Below are 23145 nucleotides of genomic sequence, written 5' to 3'. Positions count from 1 at the left end.
AGAACATCATAATGGATTTAAAAATAAACAACAAAAACGCCTTAGTATGCGGAAGCACGCAAGGAATAGGTAAAGCAACCGCTATCGCTTTGGCTAACGAAGGGGTTAACGTTACATTAGTTGCCAGAAACAGAGAAAAATTAAAAGCTGTTTTAGAAGAACTACCACAACACCGAAATCACAGCTACATTGTAGCCGATTTTGCCAACCCAAGAGATTTGCAAGAGCAAGTCATTAAGTTTATTGAAAAAAATCACGGTTTCCACATTCTTGTCAATAATACAGGCGGCCCTAGAAGCGGAGAGATTCTAACGGCTAGTCTTGATGAATTTGACAATGCCTTTACCATGCACATAAAATGTAACCACGTGTTGGCACAGGCAACTATTCCCTTTATGAAACAAGAAGGGTTTGGCAGAATTATCAATATTATTTCCACTTCAGTGAAAGAACCTATTCCTGGATTAGGGGTGAGCAACACCATTCGTGGCGCTGTTGGAAACTGGAGCAAAACGCTTTCGTTAGAATTAGGCGCTTTTGGCATTACCGTAAACAATGTGCTCCCCGGGTTTACTGAAACCGAACGATTAAACGACATTATAAAAATTAAAGCCAACAACGAAGATATATCCTTAGAGAGCATGACCGAAACCATGAAAAATTACACACCGGCCAAACGTTTTGCCAAACCCGAAGAAACAGCAAGTGCCGTGGCGTTTTTAGCCAGTCAACCTGCTGCATACATTAATGGCATTAACATTCCTGTTGATGGTGGACGCACAAAAAGTTTGTAACTTTATAATGTAAATGTTTTGAATTATGAGCAAATTAGTTTCCCCATTAAATTTTAAAGATTGGATTGAAGAAAACAGACATCTCTTAAAGCCTCCTGTTAGCAATAAAGTGGTATGGAAAGATGGCGATTTTATCGTGATGGTCGTTGGCGGTCCTAACAACCGAAAAGACTATCACTACAACGAAACACCCGAATTTTTCTATCAAGTGGAAGGCGATATTGTTTTAAAAATAATCGACAACGGCAAGCCTAAAGATGTCCATATTAAAGAAGGTGACATTTATTTACTACCGCCAAAAGTACCACATTCACCACAACGCGGTGCCAACACCGTTGGACTCGTTATAGAATACAAGCGACCAAAAGGCATGAAAGATGCCCTGATGTGGTTTTGTGAAAATTGTACTACCAAACTCTATGAGGAAGATTTCACCCTTGAAGACATTGAAACCGATATGCCCAAAATATTCGACAATTATTACAGCGATAAAGATAAACGTAGTTGCCCGAATTGTGGCGAAATCATGCAGCCACCAAAAAAGGTTAAACTCAAAGATTAAGTATTATAAAATTTGTCATTACTAAAAAATTATGACGAAGTACTACCAAGACAAAAGTATACCACGACAAATAAATTATGGAAAATCGTAAGCTTCGCATAAATGGCCATTCGCATCTACTTCCTTACCCCGAGGAAATCCCAGAATACATGCGCGAAAAGGGTATTTTTTGGGTAGATAAAGACCGAAAATTTATGCTCCAAAAAGATTGGAGCCGACCTGTAACCGATTCGAGTTTTTTCCTCCACGAAAAACTAGATTGGATGTCGCGTTACAACATCGACCACGCTGTAGTTTTAAACCTATCTCAACTTTACGGTAATGGTTTACGGGTTGAGGAAATGAAAAAAGCACTGCGTTTTCAAAATGATTTTAATGCACGTATTCAGCACGATTACCCCAGCAAATTTACTTGTGGTTTTGTTGTACACCCTGGATTTGTAAGGAGCGCTTGTTGGGAAATAGAACGCTGCGTTGAAGAGCACGGTATGCAACTGTTGTGTTTGCCCACGCATTACATGGACACGATTGGTACTTGGCGATGTATTTTTGACGAAGAGAACGAACCCATTTTTGAGATGGCCAATCAATATAATCTAGCAGTTGAAATTCATCCTTATGATGGCGAAAAGTTTATTAAACTCGAAAATACAGCTTGGCGTTTTCACCTAATTTGGATGCTTGCCCAATGTGGTGATGCTTATCATTTTTTAACCCTTAACGGCTATCAAGAAAAGTATCCGAACATGAGAACCTGTTTCGCCCATGGCGGCCAATTGGCACAAATAAACCTAGGAAGACGGATTCAAGGCTTTGATGGCCGTCCCGATTTATTTGAAGGCAAGCACCACCCCAGAAAAGCCGTAGGCCACAAAAATATTTTTTTTGACACCTTAGTACACGATACGGGAGGCTTGGAGTTATTGATAAAAAACCACGGCGCCAAACAAGTTTTAATGGGATTGGACGACCCATATCCGTTGGGTGAAATGGAAAGCACACAACAATCGTCGTACCCAGGAAAAATTTTAGATTTGGCCAAAGAGCGAAACATCATTTCTCAAACCGAACATGATGCCATGTGGGAAGAAAACGTAATACAATGGTTGTGTGGAGATGACGAAGCAGCCAAACAAAAATTAATTCACAGAATATTAAACTAATGCATTTTATACCTGAAAATATCGACGAATATGTTGTACACCATTCTGAAAACGAACCAGAACTGTTACAACAATTAAACCGCGAAACCTATCAAAAAATATTACAGCCTCGAATGTTAAGCGGGCATTACCAAGGAAGAGTTTTAAGCATGATATCGAAATTGATAAGCCCAAAAAATATTTTGGAAATAGGTACTTACACTGGGTATTCTGCACTGTGCTTAGCTGAAGGCCTTCAAAAAAACGGAACTATAGATACCATCGATGTTAATGAGGAATTATATGATTTTCAAAGGAAATATTTCGATAAATCTGGGTTTGGAGAACAGATTTCTCAGCATTTAGGAAATGCACTTGATATTATACCCAAATTAAACAAGACCTATGATTTGGTGTTTATCGATGCCGACAAAGAAAACTATGCCAACTACTTTGAGGTGATTATCAATAAGTTAAACCCAGGCGGCATCATTCTGTCTGACAATGTACTTTGGAGCGGAAAAGTACTTGAGACAAGCTTTAAAAAAGATGACACCTCCACACCTGCACTCATTGAATACAACATGCTTTTAAAAGTTGACCCACGTGTTGAAACCGTTATACTACCCATTAGAGATGGGTTAACCATCAGTAGAAAAATTTAGCAATTGTATGAAATAAAAATTCATTGTATTTTCAAAATCTAAAAAACCAATAACTTCTTTCTCACTTAAACATAAAACCTTGTGAAGCAAATTCAAAAAATTATTTTTTCACTTAACTTTTTCCTTGTTACTGCTATAGCCATTCATGCTCAAGTAAAAGTAGCTTGTGTGGGAAACAGTATTACTTATGGCTATGGCCTTTCATCACCTTCAACGCAAAGTTATCCAGCAAGACTTCAAGTTTTATTAGGAAATGGCTACTCAATCTCAAACTTTGGTGTGAGCGCTAGAACGATGCTAAAAAATGGAGATAGACCTTATTGGAATGAACCTGCTTATACACAAGCTCTAGCTTTAAATCCTGATATCGTTATCATTATGTTGGGCACAAATGACTCTAAATTAAACACCAATTGGACACCTCATAAAGATGACTTTTACGGCGATTATGTAGATATGATTAAATCTTTTAAATCGCTCGACTCTAAACCTGAAATTTATGCATGCTTAGTACCTCCTGCTTATAAAGAAATATGGGAAATTTCAGATGCTACAATAAAAAATGAAGTGAACCCAAAAATTAAACAGGTTGCCATTGACGAGTGTGTTAATCTTGTTGACATGTATACCCATATGTCAGATAAAAATGCAATGTTTTTATCGGACGGCATACATCCTAATGCAACTGGAGCATCAGAAATAGCAAATTACATTTATGAAATACTTACTACCGAAAAAACTAATATTACTGAATTTAGCAATACACTTACCGCTCCAGAATCGGCCAGCTATCAATGGTATTTGTTTGATACCCCTATTGAAGAAATAAATGAAGGAAAAAACCAAACACTATCTAATCCAGATTCTGGAACCTATAAAGTTGGCTTGCAAAGCGATGAAAACCGTTCAACAGTGCTTATTTCAAATGAAACAACATTTGAAAACACACTATCTGTTAATTCCTTTGAAAAAAAAAGTGATAACGAATTTAAAATCCATCCAATTCCTTTTAAAAATTACTTTTACCTAAGTTCAAAAAACACAGACAGCAAAAAAATATTCATTTATACTCTTAATGGAGCTCTGGTTCATCGAAGTAAAAATTGGATTAAAAATTCAACCGAAAAAATTGAGATAAAAAATATTGGTAGTGGTTTATACATTTATAAAATTATAACTCCAACTAACAGCAATTTACATTCAGGAAAACTTATTATAGACAAATCCTATTGATATTTATCGTTACAGATGATGGCTAGCCCAACTATCGCTTTAATTTTTTGAAGGTGCTCTTAAAAAAGTAGCACAAGTTCTTGATAAAAATGCTATAGAAGGAAAGAGTTTGGTAATTATTTAGGGGGAGGGCTACCATTCTGAGATTATCCCTATGATTTTTTTTGTATATCTGAACTGATTATTGAATCACAAACGAACGGTTAAAACTTCCGTTTAATTGAGCCCGTAAAATCTTCTAAATCGTCTTTTACTTGATCCAACTCCTTTTTTACATCTTTTGTTATGCTGGTATCAATACCGTTTTTATCGGCTGTTTTGGTGATTTCGTGCTTAATATCGTTGGTAGCATCTTTTAGAGTTCGCATTCCCTTTCCTAGGCCACGCGCTATTTCAGGTAATTTATCGGCACCAAAAACCATTATAGCAATAAATAGTATAAATGCTATTTCAGCACCACTGATGAATAAAAATGTTGCTTGTTGTATCACGTTACAAATATACTAAGTTGTTTTATCAGAATAAAAAAAAGCCGATTTTAAAAATCGGCTCTTTTAATTTATTTTATCATTACTATCCTTTTATCCGCTCTTTAAACTGATCGAAATCACTCATTTGTTCCTTTTTTGGCCAAGAATTGTTTGAGACATCAATATCTGCCGTTTCTTCGTTAGGGTCTATTTCAATACCCACAATTTCTTTATCTGAAGCAATGGCCTTACTCACCTCATTATCATTAAACCTCCAGATTTGCGCGGGGTAGGTCTCCTGTCTTGAAGTTCCATCTGCATAGTTATATTTAACTATAATAGGCATTACCAGACCTCCTGGCTTTTCAAAGGTCACATTATAAAAATATTTTGGTTCTTTGATGTTTTTGCGTTCCTCTGGTGTAAAGTTATCCATTATGTACTCTTGTAAAGGCTTTGAGCTTTCCAAGAGTGTATTTTTCTTCATTTTTTCCTTAAAATCCTTGCTTCCTTCTTCAACCAAATAAACAAGGGGCTTCAACTGGCTTCTTTTTATCCCTCTTTCTTTCATGAGGTTTCTCATGTATTCGTTGGGCTCTTCGGACACATAATATTTTTTAACATCTTTTACACCAATATCCACCCAGTCTGTAGTATAAAACCAACCTCTCCAAAACCAATCTAAATCAAATGCAGAAGCGTCTTCCATGGTTCTAAAAAAGTCTTCAGGTGTTGGGTGTTTAAATTTCCATCTATTGGCATATTCCTTAAATGCGTAATCAAATAATTCGCGCCCCATAACGGTTTCTCTTAAAATATTAAGTGCAGTTGCCGGTTTTCCGTAAGCGTTATTCCCAAACTGATAGGTGTTAAGCCCTTTGGTCATTATAGGCGCTATAAAATCTTGGTTACCACCCATGTACGGCACAATCATTTTTGCAGGCCCACGATCTGATGGAAAATGTGTATCTCCAGCAGACAACGCCGAGGGATATTTTTCTCCAAAATCCTGTTCGGCTACATATTGAACAAACGTATTAAGGCCTTCGTCCATCCAGGTCCATTGGCGCTCATCACTATTAACAATCATCGGGAAAAAGTTGTGTCCCACCTCATGGATAATAACTCCCATCATACCATATTTTACACGGTCGCTGTAAGTACCGTCTTCTTTTGGGCGCCCATAATTCCAACAAATCATCGGGTATTCCATACCTTGTTGTTTGGCATGCACAGAAATTGCTTTATGGTATGGATAATCAAAGGTCATTCTTGAGTATGACTTTAAAGTACTTGCCACGGCTTTGGTTGACCATTGTTCCCAAAGCGGATTTCCTTCTTTTGGGTACATAGAAACTGCCATAACATCCTTAGCGCCAATTTTAACGGCCATCATATCCAAAATAAACTTTCTGGACGTTGCAAAGCCAAAATCACGAACATTTTCTGCTTTAAGTTTCCAGGTTTTTGTTTCTTCGGAAAAGCCTTTTTCGGCAGCTTCAGCCTCCTCTTGAGACACGATTACAACTGGTTCATCATAAGATTTTTTTGCTGCTTCATAACGCTGTAACATCCTTTTGGAATAAACTTCCTTTCTATTGGTCAGTACTCCGGTTCCATCCAAAATATGATCGGCAGGTACGGTAATGTTCACTTCGTAATCTCCAAAAGGCAAAGCAAACTCATCGCGCCCCCAAAATTGTGAATTTTGCCAACCTTCCACATCGCTGTAAACCGCCATTCTTGGGAAAAACTGAGCAATCACATAAGCTTTATTACCATCCTTTGGAAAATATTCATAGCCAGAACGCCCACCTTCTATGGTATGCTCATTAATATTGTACCACCATTTTATGGAAAATGAAAATTTATCACCCGTTTGAAGCGGCTCGGGCAATTCAACACGCATCATGGTTCGGTTTATCATATAATCGAGCTGCTCTCCATTGGTGCCTGTTACCTCTAAAATATTAAAACCACGTTCTAAAGGCGTTCTCATGTACTCTGAAGTAAAAGCATTTGGAAGCATTACAGGCGCCACTCCACTGGTTTCAATTAACGGCGATTTAGAATCTTTTGCTCTTTTATTTTGCTCCAACTGTACCCACAAATACCTTAGCACATCTGGAGAATTGTTGGTATATGTAATGGTTTCGTAACCCGACAACCTAGAGTTTTTGTCGTCTAAAACGATATCCATCTCATAATCTGCCTGTTGTTGATAGTAGGCCGGCCCAGGTGCTCCCGAAGCAGACCTAAACATATTAGGTGTAGAAAATTCGTCATACAGCTGCTTAAATTTATTGGTATTTGTATGCCCTTTTTTTTCTTGATTAACAACTTGGTTTTGGGAGATTACGGCAAAAGAAACCATAAAAAATGGCAGATAGAAGTAAACGAATTTACGCATTGTGTTTTTGTGTTTTGTTCAAAAAAAAGTCGGTTTAAGCAACTTTCGTTAGGATATTATTATAAAAAGTGCTCGAAACTAATAAAATATTTAGAAATAAGACTTTGTTTTAATTAAACTTTAACACAGCTGTATCCTTTTGTGGAATGAGGATAACACTTTTTTGTTTTGAATTTATTTTTGTTTTTATGATATTTTGTTGCTCTTGAATCAAATCGAATAAAATGCGATTTGTTATTTCTAAAGTATCAATCTTTTTAACATCTTCGATTTCAAGATAACACTTAATGATATCTATATCGTATTCCTTGCCAATGTAAGCTAAATCTGCTCTTTTACCGTTAATTTTAATGGTTAAATAATCCTTTAAATACCCCTCAATGTAATCGTCGAGGTTTTCTGTTTCGTCTTCCCCTCCAAAGGTTAACACTTTATTATAACGCGTTCTTACAGCACTTTCAAAATCGTTTATGAAAATTCTAGAAATAATTTGCACCGATTTTTTTTCTTTCACGAACTCAACCTGGGTTAAACTTATATAATAATCATGCCACGTGGTATAAGCAAAAAAAGACATTGAACAAACAAGGAGTAGTATCTTAAAAAATTTCATCTTTAAATTATAAATGGTGCTAATGTACTGTTTTCAAAAAGCATTCCAAAAACATTTAAACTTTGTTAGAATTCAGGTTAGCTTGGTACTGTTTGTATTTCATTTTTAGAAAAGTAAGAATTTCAAAATTGGTTTTGTTCTTACAATGTTTTATGAAGTTTTTATCGTCGGCACAGAAATAGAAAAAATCCATTTTCATGCTATCACCCAAAGAGTTCGAGCTAAAAAAACCTCTCGCTAATCGAGATTTTATTTGTCGCATCAAGGATTCGCGCTCCTCATGGTCAACGCGTTTTTCAAGAATTTTTGTTCTGCCTGATATTTCATTTATAATGGGGTCTAACGAAGCTCCGCCCGCTAAAATACCCAACAACATTATAGGTTTAAATTGCCCTGCTTGACTCAAGCGCCTTTCACTTTGAGTGGCTATTTTTCCAGTATAACCAGGAATGCCAACGTCAAAGAAATTAATAGGCGCTTTGCCGTCAACGTTTTCAATATCTGATCGTAAATTGCCCGTTAAAATCTTACCCACCACCACTTCGTCAAGTACATTAATTAGTGCTTCGAGAGTTAAATAAACAATTTTAGAATCATAAATACTTTTAGTTGCAACAATGTTTTTTGGTTGATGTAATACGGACGAAAAAGAAACGGTATCGTTTAACTTTGCTTTAATCTTAAACACTCCTATTTTATCACTAATAGTAAACTCCTTTTGGGTTTTATTGGTAACATGAACATTTTCAACATCACTCGAACTACTAATTTTCCCAATCAATTCAACAGATTGTCCAAATAGAAAACAAGTTAGTGCATTAAAACACAAAAAAAGTTGTTTAAACGATAAAGAACGCCTATGAAATCTTAAAAAAAAGACAAATGGTATTTAATCTTATGTTAAAATATGCACGGAACGTTAGTTTTTAGATTTTAAAAATGTCTTACTTTTTTGGTTAAGCAACTCTAAAAACTCCATTTCATTTCCATAATTGAGAAGAGAAAAATCAAAACCGTCGGCCTGTACGTATTGTATAAAATCTTCAACACGATGCTCTGGAATATTAAAATTATCCATTAAAAATTCGGAACCAAAATAGTATTTAATCGATTCTATAGGCACATCGGGCACTTGTACTGTCTTCTTGTCGGACACTTTTGAACGGAACAGGGGCAATAATAGCTGGTCGACTACATTAACGACATCCAAACCATTTACAACGGCTACGCCCTTGGTGTTCATGGCTACGTTTTCTGCTTCAGTTTTATAGTCTTTTTCAAAATCATACTCGGCACTATGCTTCACTCCAAAGTAGAGGGCATCCAATTTAGGCTTGAATGGTTTCGCGTCTTCCATATCGGCAACCAAATTCCCCGTTAATCCTTTTGTCACCACAACGACCTCTTCAAGCTTATTTATTTCTTCTATTAAGAAGAGTTTCATCTTTCTGGATTTTATAATGTCTTCATTAATCCTAAATGTAATGTTTTGGTACTGCAGGGCACTCACTTCTATTTGGTCGTTTAAGGCTACTTTTAAAGAAAATGTCCCATCTTCATCTGTAACGGTTCCTATATTAGACGAGGCGTTAAAAACGGTAATGCCAGCCAAATCGTTGTCTTCTACAATTATTTTACCAGAAACGGCAACCCTACTTATGGTTTGGGAAAAGGCTGATCCCGAAATGAAAACGGCTAAGAGTAACAATATTCTGTTCATGTTTTTTTATTTGAAAATACCACTTTATTTTCACTTTTTAAAGAATAGACTTTTAAAATCCTGTGAAAATTGATTTTTTAGTTAGCTTTACCTTAAAACGTATTTATGAAAAATTTGATTATAGCAAGCACATCAACGGTTCACGGCAGTGATTATTTAGAATACATAATTCCCGAGTTAGAAATCCACTTTAAAGCAGCCTCTGAAATTGTTTTTATCCCCTATGCGCGACCCAGTGGAATCTCGCATGATGATTATACAGAAATTGCCCGCAAAGGCTTGGCAAAAATTGGAAAATCTGTTAAGGGTATCCACGAGTTTGAAAACCCGGTTAAAGCCATAAAAAACGCCGAAGCCCTATTTGTTGGTGGCGGCAATACCTTTGTTTTAACCTACCAGCTGTACAAAAACGACGTTATAACCGTATTAAAAGAAACCATTGGCAACGGAACGCCTTATCTAGGCACAAGTGCGGGCAGCAACATATGCGGACTTACCATTAAAACCACCAACGATATGCCCATTGTTTACCCGCCTAGCTTTAATGCCTTAGGGCTAGTACCGTTTAATATTAACCCGCATTATTTAGACCCCGACACATCGAGCAAACATATGGGGGAAACCCGAGAAACCCGAATTAAAGAATTTCATGCCTACAACACGCCACCCGTAGTAGGGCTAAGGGAAGGCAGTTGGCTTAAAGTAAAAGGACATTCAATTGTTTTAAAAGGAAACCTATCGGCCAGAATATTTGAATATAACAAAAAAGCCTACGAAGTTGAAATAGAAACCGATTTGAGCCATTTAAAATAAAAAAAACTCCACCATTTCTGATGAAGCTTTTTGAGCGGGAGACCGGGTTCGAACCGGCGACATTCAGCTTGGAAGGCTGACGCTCTACCAACTGAGCTACTCCCGCCTTAATTACGCTACAAATATATATAAACTGTTTAATTTTTAGCAAGAAAAAAGCACAACTTTTTTAACAATAAAAAACAAATGCCTAAAGTGTTTTCTATCTTTGGACAATGGGCATATTCTCCATCTTATAAAGCAATGAATTTCAACATAAAACAGATATCCGCTAACAAAACCTACGAAGTTAGACAGCCTATCCTAAGGCCAGGAAAACCTATTGAAACTTGCTATTTTGAAGGCGACCAACTAAAGACGACACTTCATTTTGGCATTTTTTCAGACAAAAATCTATTAGGCGTAAGCTCTTTTTTTAAAAACAATCACCCTTCACTTTCTGAAAGCACCCAATATCAACTAAGAGGCATGGCTGTATTGACTTCGCATCAAGGAAAAGATTTAGGGCGAACTCTTTTAAACTATGGCGAACAGGCACTCAAACTAAAACAGGTAAACATCATTTGGTGCAACGCCCGTGAGGTTTCGGTTAGTTTTTACAAAAAGAACAACTACCAAACCTTTGGCAGTCCCTTCATAATTGAAGGTATTGGCCCGCATTATGTTATGTTTAAAAAACTGTAATTAGCGCTAAAAATAAAAACATGAAAATTATTGACTAAAATTTCTTAGTTTTATTTCAATTAATTCAGACAAAAGTGAGAGGAAGAAATTTAAAATTCAGATTACTAATAGGTGTAGCTATTGCTTTGTTTTTTGTTTTTAAAAGATGTAACCAACAAGAAGTTAATCCATATACGGGTAGGACACAAACCATATCTATGACCCCGGATAAAGAAATAGCTATTGGCCTGCAAAGTGCTCCGCAAATGGCACAGCAACATGGTGGTCTGCACCCCAGCAACCAATACCAAGCTTTGGTAGATAATGTTGGCAACAAACTTGTAAACAGCAGTATAGCTAAAAAAACACCATACAAGTACGAATTTCATTTACTAAACGACCCTAATACCATTAATGCTTTTGCGCTTCCTGGCGGACAAATTTTCATAACCTATGCGCTATTTTCCCAACTGGAGAACGAAGACCAATTAGCTGGTGTTCTTGGTCATGAGATTGGCCATGTGTTAGGCCGGCACAGCGCAGAACGAATTGCGGAAAGCGAGTATTGGCAAGGCTTAACTACAGCTGGGGCTGTTGGTGCCGATATGGGAGGGCTAATAAGCGGTATTGGACAAAATACATTGTTAACAAACGGACGTGACGACGAATTAGAAAGTGATGATTTAGGTGTTAAATTCATGATAAAAGCAGGATACAACCCTCAAGAAATGATAGGAGTCATGGAAATTTTAAAAGCAGCAGCCGGACCGAATCGTGTTCCTGAGTTTCAAAGCACCCACCCAGATCCAGACAACCGCATTGACAAAATAAAAGAAGCTATTGAAAAATATAGCACACAATAAAACTACAAAAGCCCTTACTAAGGGCTTTTGCAGCGAGTGACTAACTCAAATAATTATTAAATTCTTTAGATTATTTTTTTCTATTGGCCTTGGCTTCTGCTAAGGCCTCTTTAATAATGGCTGCAGCATCGTCTGCACCATGCAACTCAGCATATTTTAAGGCTGTTTTTCTTTTATCGCATCGTGCCTTTAAATCTGCGCCATGAGCAATTAACAGTTTCAATATTTCGGTTCTGTTGTATTTTGCTGCATACATTACCGGCGTCATGCCATTAGACTTAGCATTAACATCGGCCCCCCTTGCAATAAGTTTCTGTACGGTCTCTAAATCGCCTTTAGCAATAGAAACACAAAAAGAATTAACCTTAAAGTATGCCTCAACACTATTATTGGCAATTAAATGTTCTGTGGTAGCATTAGCTGATACAACTGAAAAGCATAATGCGATTGCGGAAATAATGATTGTTTTTTTCATGATGAAAGATTTTAATTTGATTAATTGATTACGTTTTTTGATATACTAAAGAGACGACTTTATTTTAAAACTGTTACACAAAAAAAGTTTTATAACGTATTTTTAACGTTTAATTAGCATAACATTAACGGAATGCAGGCATTTTTAAAAAATCCTAAAAGCCCTTAAAACCACTAGCATTTGAAAGGTTTTTTAACTCTTTTCTGAACAAACTTCGTTATCTTTGCATCATTATAAAATTTTAACAAAAAATGAATAAAAAAGTTATTTTGATGATACTTGATGGCTGGGGAAATTCTCCAGACCCAAAAGTTTCTGCCATAGACCACGCTAACACACCTTTCATAGATTCGCTTTATACCAAATACCCTTTTGCAACGTTACGCACCGACGGCGAGCACGTTGGTTTACCAAAAGGTCAAATGGGAAATAGCGAAGTGGGACATATGAATTTAGGGGCAGGTCGCATTGTTTACCAAGACTTGGCAAAAATTAACAAAGCTATTGAAGAAGATACCTTAAAAGACGAAAAAGTACTTGTTGATGCGCTTAAATATGCTTCAGATAACAATAAAAATGTTCATTTTTTAGGTTTGCTGAGTGATGGTGGCGTTCATGCCCATACCAGCCACCTAAAAGGTTTTATCGACGCAGCTAATAAAGCGGGCGTAAATTCTTTTGTACATGCGTTTACAGATGGGCGTGATGTTGATCCTAAATCAGGCAAAGGCTATGTTGAAGATTTAGAAAACTACATGGAAGGCACAAATGCCAAACTAGCAAGTATTACCGGGCGTTACTACGCAATGGATAGAGACAAACGTTGGGAACGAGTAAAATTAGCCTACGATGCTGTTGTAAATGGTACAGGAACTAAAACGCAAAACGCTGCTGCATCCATTCAAGATAATTACGACAATGATGTTACCGATGAGTTTATAAAACCGTTAATTTTAACAGATAGCGACAACCAACCAGTAGCCACAATACAAAACGACGACGTTGTTATTTTCTACAACTTTAGAACTGATAGAGGCCGGGAATTAACAGAAATGTTGAATCAAAAAGATTTTCCTGAATACGACACAAAAAAACTAGACCTCTACTACGTTACCATTACAAATTACAGTGATGACTTTAAAGGCATTAAAGTTATTTTCAACAAAGACAATATTACCGAAACTATTGGCGAAGTACTATCCAAGAACGGTAAAAAGCAAATTCGAATTGCCGAAACCGAAAAGTATCCGCACGTTACGTTTTTCTTTTCAGGAGGTCAAGAAACACCTTTTGATGGCGAATCTAGAATACTTAAAAATTCACCAAAAGTGGCTACCTACGATTTGCAACCAGAAATGAGCGCTTACGAACTTCGTGATGCTTTAGTTCCTGAACTCGAAAAAGGAGAAGCCAATTTTGTGTGTCTTAATTTTGCAAATGGCGATATGGTTGGCCATACCGGCGTAATGGAAGCCGCAATAAAAGCCTGTGAAGCAGTTGACGCCTGTGCAAAAGACATTATTACCACAGGACTTGAAAATGGATACAGCACATTGTTGATTGCCGACCACGGCAACTGTGAAACCATGATCAATCCCGATGGTTCACCTAACACCGCACATACTACAAACCCAGTTCCTGTAATTTTAATCGATAAAGATTTGAAAGAAATCAAGGATGGCATTTTGGGCGATGTGGCACCTACTATACTAAAACTTATGGGGGTTGAGCAGCCAGCAGCTATGACGCAACACGCATTGGTATAAATTTAAAAAATGTAACTTTGCAAAAATGTAACGCCTTAAATCCAAATGAATTTTAACGACACCCTCATTATTGCTGTTGATTTTGACGGTACCATAGTTGAAGACGCCTATCCCAAAATTGGAAAACCAATGTTGTTCGCTTTTGAAACCTTAAAAAAGCTTCAGGAAGACGGTCATAGGCTCATTTTATGGACATACAGATGTGGTGAAAAGTTGGATGAAGCAGTAGAGTTTTGCAAAAATAACGACATAGAGTTTTACGCGGTTAACAAAAGCTTTCCCGAAGAGGAGTTCACCGATGATGTAAGCAGAAAAATCCATGCCGATTTATTTATTGACGACCGGAACATTGGTGGTTTTCCAGGCTGGGGCGAAATTTACCATATGCTAACAGATGGTTCGGCACAACCGTTGAAAGAAAAAAAGAAAGGGTTTTTCGGGCTTTTTAGTTGATTTAATGTCCAAATTATTTCAAGACAAAAGACGCTTATATTTTAAGTATCTTTGCATCCTGTTAATTGATAGTTATGATTATTGTAAAAACCAGAGAAGAAATCGAATTGATGCGCGAAAGTGCATTAATTGTTTCAAAAACCTTGGGCGAATTGGCCAAAGAAATAAAACCAGGGGTTACTACTTTAGAACTCGACAAAATCGCAGAAACCTGCATAAGAGACCATGGTGCTATCCCTGGGTTCTTGGGGTTATATGATTTCCCAAACACCCTTTGTATGAGTCCCAATTCGCAAGTCGTACATGGTATACCAAACAACGACCCTTTAGTTGAAGGCGATATTATTTCTATTGATTGCGGTGCCTTAAAAAATGGCTTTTACGGTGACCATGCCTATACATTCGCTGTTGGCGAGATTGCTCCAGAAACCGAAAAACTTTTACAAGTAACCAAAGAATCTCTATACATAGGCATTAAGGAATTTAAAGCCAATAACCGAGTGGGTGATGTGGGCTATGCCATTCAAAAATACTGTGAAGACCATGGTTACGGAGTGGTTCGTGAGTTGGTTGGGCACGGACTTGGTAGCACCATGCACGAAGACCCAGAAATGCCCAACTACGGAAAACGGGGCCGAGGCAAAAAATTTATTGAAGGCATGGTTGTGGCTATTGAACCTATGATTAATATGGGCACACAGCGCATCAAGCAACATAACGATGGTTGGACCATCACTACACGCGACGGAAAACCATCAGCTCATTTTGAACACGACGTGGCTCTTATTGATGGCAAACCCGAATTGCTTTCAACCTTTGCTTACATATACGAGGCCTTAGGTATTGAAAGCAACGAAGAAGACGAGTTTAGACAACATGCCTTAGTTTTATAAAATATATGAATCAACTCAAGTTAATTGAGCAGGAATTAGCGCCTTTAAGGGCACAACTAAACAAACACAATCTTTATAAAAACCTTCAGTCGATTGATGATGTTAAAATTTTCATGGAGCAACATGTTTTTGCCGTTTGGGATTTTATGTCGCTTTTAAAAGCATTACAAAATCAACTTACAAACACTTCTATTCCTTGGACACCTGTTTCAAATCCATCAACAGCACGTTTTATTAATGAGATTGTTTTAGGAGAAGAAAGCGACGTGAACGAACTTGGCGAACCCAAGAGTCATTTTGAAATGTATTTGGATGCTATGGACCAAATCGGGGCCAGCACAGAACAGGTTATCAACTTTATTGGCTTGCTAAAAAATGGCACATCGCTGCACCAAACAACATCAGAAGCTATATTAAATACCGAAACATCAGATTTTATTAAATTTACATTCGATGTTATAAATACTGGTAAGCCCCATATCATAGCCTCGGCTTTTACTTTTGGACGGGAAGATGTTATACCTGAAATGTTTTTCCAAATCATCAACCAATCTAAAACCGAAAGCAACACGTACGACAAACTTTCTTATTACCTTAATAGGCATATTGAATTGGATGGTGACGAACACGGACCTTTGTCTTTAAAAATGATAGAAGAACTTTGTGGAGACGATAATCTAAAATGGAAGGAAACCATTAATATAGCCAAGTTTGCCCTGAAACAAAGAATTGCCCTTTGGGATGGTATTTTAAAATTAATAGAACAGAACAAAATGGTTACGGCCAACTGAATACGTTTGAAAAAAGTCTTTAAAATAATTCTAAATCTTGTTCCTAGACCTTTGTTAATCCGGCTAAGTTATTTTGTTCGCCCCATTTTAGCTTTCTTTTTAAAAGGGAAAAAATATACCGACCCCATTGACGGCAAGCGTTTTAAAACATTTTTACCTTACGGATACGGCACCCAACGAAACAATGTACTCTCACCTTCTACGTTAAGTTTAGAGCGGCACCGACTTTTATGGCTGTTTCTGAAAAATGAAACTGATTTTTTTTCGGACAGCAAAAAAGTACTTCACTTTGCTCCAGAGCAAGCTTTCTATAAGCGCTTCAAGAACATGCCAAATTTGGACTACGTAACAACCGACCTAAATTCGCCATTGGCCGACGTAAAAGCGGATATTTGCCACCTACCTTTTACTGATAATGAATTTGATGTTATTTTGTGCAATCATGTTTTAGAGCATATCCCAAACGACACCAAAGCAATGCAGGAACTTTATCGCGTCTTGAAATCTGGAGGTATGGGTATATTCCAAATTCCGCAGGATTTGAACAGGAAAAAAACTTTTGAAGACGACAGTATTACCGACAAAAAAGAACGCGCCAAAATTTTTGGTCAATACGACCATGTTCGGGTTTACGGCCGCGATTATTTCGACAAGTTACGTTCTATTGGATTTAGGGTTGAAGAGGTTGATTATACGTCCAAACTTTCCGCGGAAGCGATAGAAAAATACTGCTTGGCAAAAGGCGAAATTATTCCTGTGGTTTATAAATAAAATTGTTAAAATGGCACAACAAATTTTTATCGTTACTGGGGCTTTTTTTGGCATGCTCGCCATTATAATTGGGGCTTTTGGTGCTCATGCCCTAAAAAGCATATTATTAGAAGGTCAACAAAAAAGCTTTGAAACAGGTGTAAAACACCAAATGTACCACGCTTTAGTGTTGCTCATACTTGGCTTTAACCCAGAATTTTCATCCACAGGTATGTATTGGTGTTTCACCTTAGGAATTATCTTGTTTTCGTTTAGTATTTACGGACTTGTTTTGAGTGATGCCAAAGGCAAAAAAATAAATATTCTCGGCCCCATACACCCATTGGCGGTTTGTTTTTTGTCTTGGGTTGGGCTTTAATAATTTTCAAAGCTATTTAAAACTTTTACTCTGGAAATCCGTTTAGTGACAAAGTTTCAAACGCTCCTTTTTCGTTTTCAAAAATTAAAAACACTTTTAGCTCGGGATGCATTTTTAAAAAGGTTTTTACGCTTTCAATACCCATGGCTTTAAAAGCGGTTGCATAGGCATCGGCAGTCATGCAATTATCGGCTATAACCGAAATGCTCAATAAATTGGTTTTGCTCGGGTAACCCGTTTTGGTATCGATAATATGAGCGTAGCGATTACCGTTTTCATCAACTTTAAACTTTCGATATGTGCCTGAAGTGGCCATGGCCGCATCCTTTAAAGTGATGACTTTTAAAATAGATTGTGTACCATCAAAATGGGGTTGCTCTACCCCTAATTTCCATGGGACATTTTTCTCTGCGTTTATGCCTCCCGCCCTAATTTCACCGCCTATTTCAACCAAATAGTTGTTTATGTTTTGACCTTCTAAAAATTCGGCAATTACATCGACACCGTAACCTTTTGCAATGGCATTAAAATCTATAAATGTCCCGTTTGGCTTAGCAATATGATGGTTTTTTAATGTCACTTTATCAAAACCCACATATACCATTAAGCTATCTATTTTTAAGCTGTCAAGGTTAGCGATTTTCCCTTTGGGGCCAAAATCCCATGCGTTCACCACAGCTCCGATGGTGGGATCGAAAGCACCTTCGGTGGTCTTAAATATTTCTTTTGAAGCTTCAAAAACTTTAATAAAATGGGCATCAACCGCAACAGCCTCATTTCGGTTTAATTTTGAAATATCAGATTCTTCGATATAAGTGGACATCGACTGGTTTACAGCATAAAACAAACTGTCAAACTGCTTTTGAAAATTGGTTTCAGAATCGTAAATAACGGAATACGACGTGCCAAAAACAGGTCCTACTATTTTGGTATTTTTAATTTCCTTTTTACATGAAAGTAGTAGTAAAACGACAGAAACGACGAATATTTTTTTCATCTAATTTAAATTGGTTTCAACCACCTGAATGCCGTTATATTCCATAAGGTACTCTTCATTCAAATAAATAGGTTCTTTGTCTCCCTGTAAACTACCAATACCAACACCGGCATAAAGTACTTTAGCATCTTTTTCCCTGGCATGCTTTTTAAAGGTTTCCATCCAAACCACATCGTAATTGTTCGGATTATCTGGCAATATAACCGCCCTTACAATTACAAAGTAATATTGCTGGTTTTTATCAATGCAAACAAACTGCGGGTGTTTTTTTAGCTTACTGTTAACGGCTATAAACTCAAAACCACGTTGCTCTAAATCCTTGCCCACGTGATTCATGGCTAGATTATGTAATTCTTGTTCGGTAAGTGGTCTGCCCATAAGACAAAAATATAAAATCTTACTGAGGTGATGACATCTTAAATTAAATCATTAATTTAAAAACCGTTTAAAAAGCAATAATCCTGAGCGTTTCATGGAAATGAAGAAACACCCCGTATCTAAAAAAATTGGGCTTTTTGTTGGTCCTTTGCTTTTTTTATTAGTTCAATATATTACCCCAGAAATTATTTCAGAAAAAGCCAGTACGGTAATCGCTCTTGCACTTTGGATGGTTTCTTGGTGGGTTACTGAAGCTGTTTCCATATCGGTTACGGCCTTGCTGCCGTTATTGATTTTTCCTCTTTTTGGGGTCATGTCTATGGATAACGTTGGCGCAAATTATGGCAGTCCCATTGTTTTTCTTTTCTTTGGCGGCTTTGTGCTGGCTCTAGCTTTAGAAAAAGTTAATCTGCACAAACGCATAGCCTTGAACATTATAAATTGGACGGGCACTACACCTAACAAAGTTGTTTTAGGGTTTATGATAGCCACGGGGTTTATGAGCATGTGGATTAGCAATACGGCCAGTACAGTGGTTATGCTGCCCATTGCCATGTCGGTTATTAAACTTTTAATTAACAATGCAGACGGATTTACAAAAAAGGACAGGAATTTTGCTTTAAGCATTATGTTGGGCATTGCGTTCTCCGCCAATGCCGGTGGCATAGCAACAGTAATTGGCACTCCGCCCAACTCTGTTTTAATTGGCTTATTGGAAAATGAATACAATATTGAAATCTCCTTTTTAAAATGGATGGTATTGGGGCTACCTTTTTCCATACTCTTAATTGGTATCATTTATTTGGTTTTGGTAAAATGGATGTTTCCTAGCAAGGGTTTAGTGTTTAATGCTTCAAAAGACTTTATTGGTGAAGAACTAAAAAAACTAGGTAAAACTTCCAAAAAGGAAAAACATGTTTTAACCGTTTTTAGTGTTATTGTTTTTCTATGGATATTTAGAAGCCCAATCAATACGCTCATTCCTGGTTTAGCGCTTTCTGACACCATTATAAGCGTTCTAGGGGCCGTAGCATTATTTGCCGTTCCTTTCAATTTGTCTAAAGGTGATTTTGTCCTGAAATGGAACGATACACAAAAATTGGCTTGGGGAATTTTAGTTCTTTTTGGTGGTGGCTTAGCTTTGGCCAGAGGTATGTCGGCTAGCGGTATAGTTGATGTTGTGGCAAATATCATTTCCAACAGTAATATCAGCATTTTGGTAATGGCATAATTACTTATCGTCTTAATGCTGTTTATGACCGAACTGATGAGCAATGTGGCCTTAACCGCAGTATTAGTTCCCGTTGTTGCCGGTATTGCTTTGGGTTTAGATATTCCAATGTTGTATTTATTAATTCCTGTAACCATAGCAAGTAGTTGTGCCTTTATGTTGCCTATGGCCACACCGCCTAACGCTATTGTTTTTGCCAGTGGTTACATTAAAGTGAGCGAAATGGCTAAAGCGGGCTTCATTTTAAACCTTATTTCGATACTTTTACTCCTACTACTTTTCAAAATATGCCTACCATTAATATTTTAAGTTGTTCTGTAATTCCGCTTAAGAAACATCATTAAGTAATTCACCCATTAATATGTTGTGAAAATAATTTCTAACAACTGTATCAGTATTTTTTGTAACTTTATTACAGAAATAAAATATGTCTCCCTAACATTAATCAATACTTAATTAAATAATAGCAGCTTATTTAATTTAATGTTAACATATTATACTTCTGTAATGAAAATAAAAAAAGGAAGCTTTTGGGAGTTATCAATATTCTTTTTTACTACTGGGCTTTTATTCTCTCAAAGCCAAATCACGTCGAAAAACGCAAACATTTTCGGAAAATTACTGGACGAAAACAATAAAGAAATAGTTTATGCATCAGTAATGTTATTCCAAAATGATTCTACTTTAGTAAAAAGTAGCATTAGTGAAGATGACGGCAGTTTCCGATTTTTAAATGTTCAACCCGGAACATATTCTGTATCTGTAAGCCATATTGAATTTGAATCGTACCAATCAAATATTTTTATATTAGAATCTTTTCAAAATAGAACACTTCCCGATATCATTTTACAAACGGCTAACAATACATTAGACGAGGTTCTTGTTACCCACAAAAAAGCATTGGTAGAAGTAAAGCCAGATAAACTTGTATTTAATGTATCTAGTAGCCCAAGTGCTTCAGGCACTAATGGTTTAGATTTACTAAAAATATCACCAGGGATTAACTTAGACATAGATAACAACATTACTCTATTGGGAAAAAATAATGTACAAGTGTATTTTAACGGAATACAATCAAGGTTGTCTGGTAATGATCTAACTAATTTTTTACAGAGTTTAACCTCGGATGTCATAGATTCAATAGAAATTATTTCAAATCCACCAGCAAAATATGATGCCGAAGGTACCGGAGGTATTATTAACATTCGCCTAAAAAAAAACGTAGCTACGGGTTTTAATGGCAACGTATCTTCTAATTTTACAAAGGGTATAGAGTATAAGTATAATAACAACTTGTCTTTAAATTTTGGAGGAGAAAAAATAAAAACCAATTTTAATATAACCCAATCACATAATAACAATGTAGAGTTTTTTGACGATGACAAACAACAAAATAATGCTCTTTTACTTTTAGACTCAAAAGAAAACAAAATAAGAAATGGCTATAATATTGGGTTTGGACTAGAAGCAGCAGTATCAGAAAATCACACCCTAAATTTTAGTAGCAGAGCTATTTTTAATTTTAGTGACAATGCCCTAAATAGTAATACGGATATTTATCAGGACTCTCCAAGAGAATTTATAGAAATTCTTAATTCAAAATCTCTTCTCGACGGAACATCTCATAATTATATTTTTAATTTAAATCACCTTTGGAAAACGGGGAAAGCTTCAACTTTAAGTTCCAATGTAAGTGTAGGTGACTATACTACCGAAAGAAACACATTTCAACCAAACACCTATTTTGAGCCCGATGGCACAACTGTAAAAAATACCACAGATAGGTCTTTTGATGCCAATACAGACATTAATTTATGGTCGGCCAAAATAGATTACGACAAAGAATGGAAAAAACTAACCTTATCTGCAGGAATGAAATACGCCCATATCATTACAAAGAATGGCTTTGCTTTCTACAATTTTGAAAATGATAATCCTGTTTTAGATCCCAATAAAAGTAATGATTTTAATTACACCGAAAATGTTACAGCAGTGTACGCCAACCTAAACTTTAAACTAAGCACCAAAATAGCTCTCAATACAGGCTTAAGGATGGAAAACACTAAATCAAGGGGACTGCTTACAAGCAGCATTGATATTGATAATAAAGATGTTAAGAGAACATACACCGATTTTTTTCCGAATTTGGGGCTTTCATTTGATGACAAAAAAAACAATAGCTTGAGTTTAAACATAGGAAGAAGAATTACAAGACCTAACTATCAAGACTTAAATCCCTTTGAAAATCCCACAAGTCAACTTACGGTGTGGAAAGGAAACCCATTCCTTAAGCCCAATTATATCATGAATTATCAACTATCTTATGCTTATAAAAGTAAACTTATTGTAACAACTTCTTACAGTAAGACCAAAGACTTTTTTGCTAGAATAGTAGAAGTTCTAGATGGCAATAACACTCAAATTATCCCCAGAAACATGCAAAAATCCAATAACTATGCATTATCAATGAGTTATTCTATAAAAGCAGTCAAATTTTGGGATATCCTTATTTTTGGCAATTTGGCTTATCAAACTTATAACGGTAATGTAGAAGATAATATCATTGACTTAAAAAACACCTTTTGGGATTACCGCATTCAAAACAATATTAAACTTCCTCATAATATTTTATTCGATATTACTTTCAATCAATGGAGCAAATGGGTATGGAGAGGTTCTGCTTTTATTGAAGGCAACAAAAGATTCGATTTTGGACTGCGAAAAGACTTTTATGGAAAAAAGCTACAAATACGAATAACAGGAAGTGATATTTTTAGAACAGCTACCGATTACCCCTATTTTTTAGACTACGGTGGTTTAATTTTAAATGGCGTTTATACAAATGACAACCAACGCTTTGGGTTGGGTGCCACCTATAAGTTTGGAAACCAAAAAGCAAAAAACAAGAAAAAAGCCGATAGTGCCTTAGATGATGAACTAAATAGAATCTCCGATTAAATAAACTTGGTCAAAACAAGAATTAAACTTGTTCATTATAATAAACAACTGTTGTTTCAGATTTTATTTAAATAACATAAAACAAATTATTTTTTGTAAATTAATACAGTATAACCATTTTCTTCT

22 protein-coding genes, 1 tRNA gene and 2 pseudogenes are annotated in these 23145 nt (G+C 36.4%); 16 read left to right on the top strand and 9 right to left on the bottom strand.

Translation table 11 applies throughout. The features are described from left to right. Positions 1-11 precede the first annotated feature (11 nt). From GSB9_02893 to GSB9_02889, 5 genes are all read left to right on the top strand, one after another. On the top strand, positions 12-794 hold the full coding sequence (locus GSB9_02893; GenBank protein ID UKM66311.1) for an SDR family oxidoreductase: 783 nt from the start codon (positions 12-14) through the stop codon (positions 792-794). 25 nt (positions 795-819) lie between these two features. Then, the gene (locus GSB9_02892) at positions 820-1356 is read left to right on the top strand and encodes a 3-hydroxyanthranilate 3,4-dioxygenase (protein ID UKM66310.1); all 537 of its coding nucleotides are present in this window, start codon (positions 820-822) and stop codon (positions 1354-1356) included. A 77-nt stretch (positions 1357-1433) separates the two neighbouring features. Next, a complete protein-coding gene (locus tag GSB9_02891; protein UKM66309.1) occupies positions 1434-2519 on the top strand; it encodes an amidohydrolase in 1086 nt (361 codons plus the stop codon). Then, a complete protein-coding gene (locus GSB9_02890; GenBank protein UKM66308.1) occupies positions 2519-3163 on the top strand; it encodes an O-methyltransferase in 645 nt (214 codons plus the stop codon). The genes GSB9_02891 and GSB9_02890 overlap by 1 nt, the downstream gene beginning before the upstream one ends. An 81-nt stretch (positions 3164-3244) precedes the next feature. After that, positions 3245-4396, top strand: coding sequence for a GDSL-type esterase/lipase family protein (locus GSB9_02889; protein UKM66307.1), 1152 nt, complete (start codon positions 3245-3247; stop codon positions 4394-4396). A 203-nt stretch (positions 4397-4599) separates the two neighbouring features. Here the strand turns inward: GSB9_02889 and GSB9_02888 are convergent, their stop codons facing one another. From GSB9_02888 to GSB9_02884, 5 genes are all read right to left on the bottom strand, one after another. Next, positions 4600-4887, bottom strand: a complete 288-nt coding sequence (locus GSB9_02888; protein ID UKM66306.1) for a twin-arginine translocase TatA/TatE family subunit — start codon at positions 4885-4887, stop codon at positions 4600-4602. A gap of 82 nt (positions 4888-4969) precedes the next feature. After that, positions 4970-7240 carry a M1 family metallopeptidase gene (locus tag GSB9_02887; protein UKM66305.2) on the bottom strand — a complete coding sequence of 757 codons (2271 nt, stop codon included), beginning with the start codon at positions 7238-7240 and terminating at the stop codon, positions 4970-4972. Positions 7241-7385: 145 nt separating this feature from the next. Beyond that, the gene (locus GSB9_02886; GenBank protein ID UKM66304.2) at positions 7386-7790 is read right to left on the bottom strand and encodes a peptidase E; all 405 of its coding nucleotides are present in this window, start codon (positions 7788-7790) and stop codon (positions 7386-7388) included. A 154-nt stretch (positions 7791-7944) separates the two neighbouring features. Next, complete coding sequence (locus GSB9_02885; GenBank protein ID UKM66303.2) at positions 7945-8670, bottom strand: hypothetical protein; 726 nt, start codon at positions 8668-8670, stop codon at positions 7945-7947. 138 nt (positions 8671-8808) lie between these two features. Beyond that, the gene (locus GSB9_02884; protein UKM66302.1) at positions 8809-9609 is read right to left on the bottom strand and encodes a carboxypeptidase-like regulatory domain-containing protein; all 801 of its coding nucleotides are present in this window, start codon (positions 9607-9609) and stop codon (positions 8809-8811) included. A 105-nt stretch (positions 9610-9714) separates the two neighbouring features. Here GSB9_02884 and pepE point away from each other — a divergent pair, with 105 nt between their 5' ends. Next, positions 9715-10422 carry a dipeptidase PepE gene (pepE, locus tag GSB9_02883; protein ID UKM66301.1) on the top strand — a complete coding sequence of 236 codons (708 nt, stop codon included), beginning with the start codon at positions 9715-9717 and terminating at the stop codon, positions 10420-10422. 33 nt (positions 10423-10455) lie between these two features. Here pepE and GSB9_02882 read toward each other — a convergent pair. After that, a tRNA-Gly gene (locus GSB9_02882) sits at positions 10456-10528 on the bottom strand. A 137-nt stretch (positions 10529-10665) separates the two neighbouring features. Between GSB9_02882 and GSB9_02881 the strand changes: the two genes are divergently transcribed. Both GSB9_02881 and GSB9_02880 read left to right on the top strand, forming a co-directional pair. Next, positions 10666-11106, top strand: coding sequence for a GNAT family N-acetyltransferase (locus tag GSB9_02881; protein UKM66300.2), 441 nt, complete (start codon positions 10666-10668; stop codon positions 11104-11106). 74 nt (positions 11107-11180) lie between these two features. Then, complete coding sequence (locus GSB9_02880; protein UKM66299.1) at positions 11181-11948, top strand: M48 family metalloprotease; 768 nt, start codon at positions 11181-11183, stop codon at positions 11946-11948. A 70-nt stretch (positions 11949-12018) separates the two neighbouring features. Here GSB9_02880 and GSB9_02879 read toward each other — a convergent pair whose 3' ends face one another. Next, the gene (locus tag GSB9_02879; protein ID UKM66298.1) at positions 12019-12423 is read right to left on the bottom strand and encodes an ankyrin repeat domain-containing protein; all 405 of its coding nucleotides are present in this window, start codon (positions 12421-12423) and stop codon (positions 12019-12021) included. A gap of 251 nt (positions 12424-12674) precedes the next feature. Here GSB9_02879 and gpmI point away from each other — a divergent pair, with 251 nt between their 5' ends. The 6 genes and pseudogenes from gpmI (at position 12675) to GSB9_02873 (ending at position 17475) form a co-directional block, all read left to right on the top strand. Then, positions 12675-14189, top strand: coding sequence for a 2,3-bisphosphoglycerate-independent phosphoglycerate mutase (gene gpmI / locus GSB9_02878; protein UKM66297.2), 1515 nt, complete (start codon positions 12675-12677; stop codon positions 14187-14189). A 45-nt stretch (positions 14190-14234) separates the two neighbouring features. Continuing rightward, positions 14235-14642, top strand: a complete 408-nt coding sequence (locus tag GSB9_02877) for a hydrolase (protein UKM66296.1) — start codon at positions 14235-14237, stop codon at positions 14640-14642. 74 nt (positions 14643-14716) lie between these two features. Further along, on the top strand, positions 14717-15535 hold the full coding sequence (gene map / locus GSB9_02876; GenBank protein ID UKM66295.1) for a type I methionyl aminopeptidase: 819 nt from the start codon (positions 14717-14719) through the stop codon (positions 15533-15535). Between the two features lie 5 nt (positions 15536-15540). After that, a complete protein-coding gene (locus GSB9_02875; protein UKM66294.1) occupies positions 15541-16326 on the top strand; it encodes a DUF3050 domain-containing protein in 786 nt (261 codons plus the stop codon). Between the two features lie 6 nt (positions 16327-16332). Then, positions 16333-17097, top strand: coding sequence for a class I SAM-dependent methyltransferase (locus GSB9_02874; GenBank protein UKM66293.2), 765 nt, complete (start codon positions 16333-16335; stop codon positions 17095-17097). 10 nt (positions 17098-17107) lie between these two features. Then, positions 17108-17475, top strand: a pseudogene (locus tag GSB9_02873) (DUF423 domain-containing protein). 5 nt (positions 17476-17480) lie between these two features. Here GSB9_02873 and GSB9_02872 read toward each other — a convergent pair. After that, the gene (locus tag GSB9_02872) at positions 17481-18452 is read right to left on the bottom strand and encodes an FAD:protein FMN transferase (GenBank protein UKM66291.1); all 972 of its coding nucleotides are present in this window, start codon (positions 18450-18452) and stop codon (positions 17481-17483) included. After that, the gene (locus GSB9_02871) at positions 18453-18830 is read right to left on the bottom strand and encodes a Na(+)-translocating NADH-quinone reductase subunit F (protein UKM66290.1); all 378 of its coding nucleotides are present in this window, start codon (positions 18828-18830) and stop codon (positions 18453-18455) included. A gap of 100 nt (positions 18831-18930) precedes the next feature. On the opposite strand from GSB9_02871, the pseudogene GSB9_02870 reads away from it, so the two are divergent. Together GSB9_02870 and GSB9_02868 are read left to right on the top strand one after the other, a co-directional pair. After that, positions 18931-20370 (top strand): annotated as a pseudogene (locus tag GSB9_02870) (DASS family sodium-coupled anion symporter). A 198-nt stretch (positions 20371-20568) separates the two neighbouring features. Beyond that, complete coding sequence (locus tag GSB9_02868; GenBank protein UKM66287.2) at positions 20569-23019, top strand: TonB-dependent receptor; 2451 nt, start codon at positions 20569-20571, stop codon at positions 23017-23019. Positions 23020-23145 lie beyond the last annotated feature (126 nt).

It is taken from the genome of Flavobacteriaceae bacterium GSB9, from assembly GCA_022749295.1.
GTDB lineage: Bacteria > Bacteroidota > Bacteroidia > Flavobacteriales > Flavobacteriaceae > Flavisericum.
Note: the sequence above shows the minus strand (reverse complement) of the source record. Positions and strands in the feature narration are given on the sequence as shown.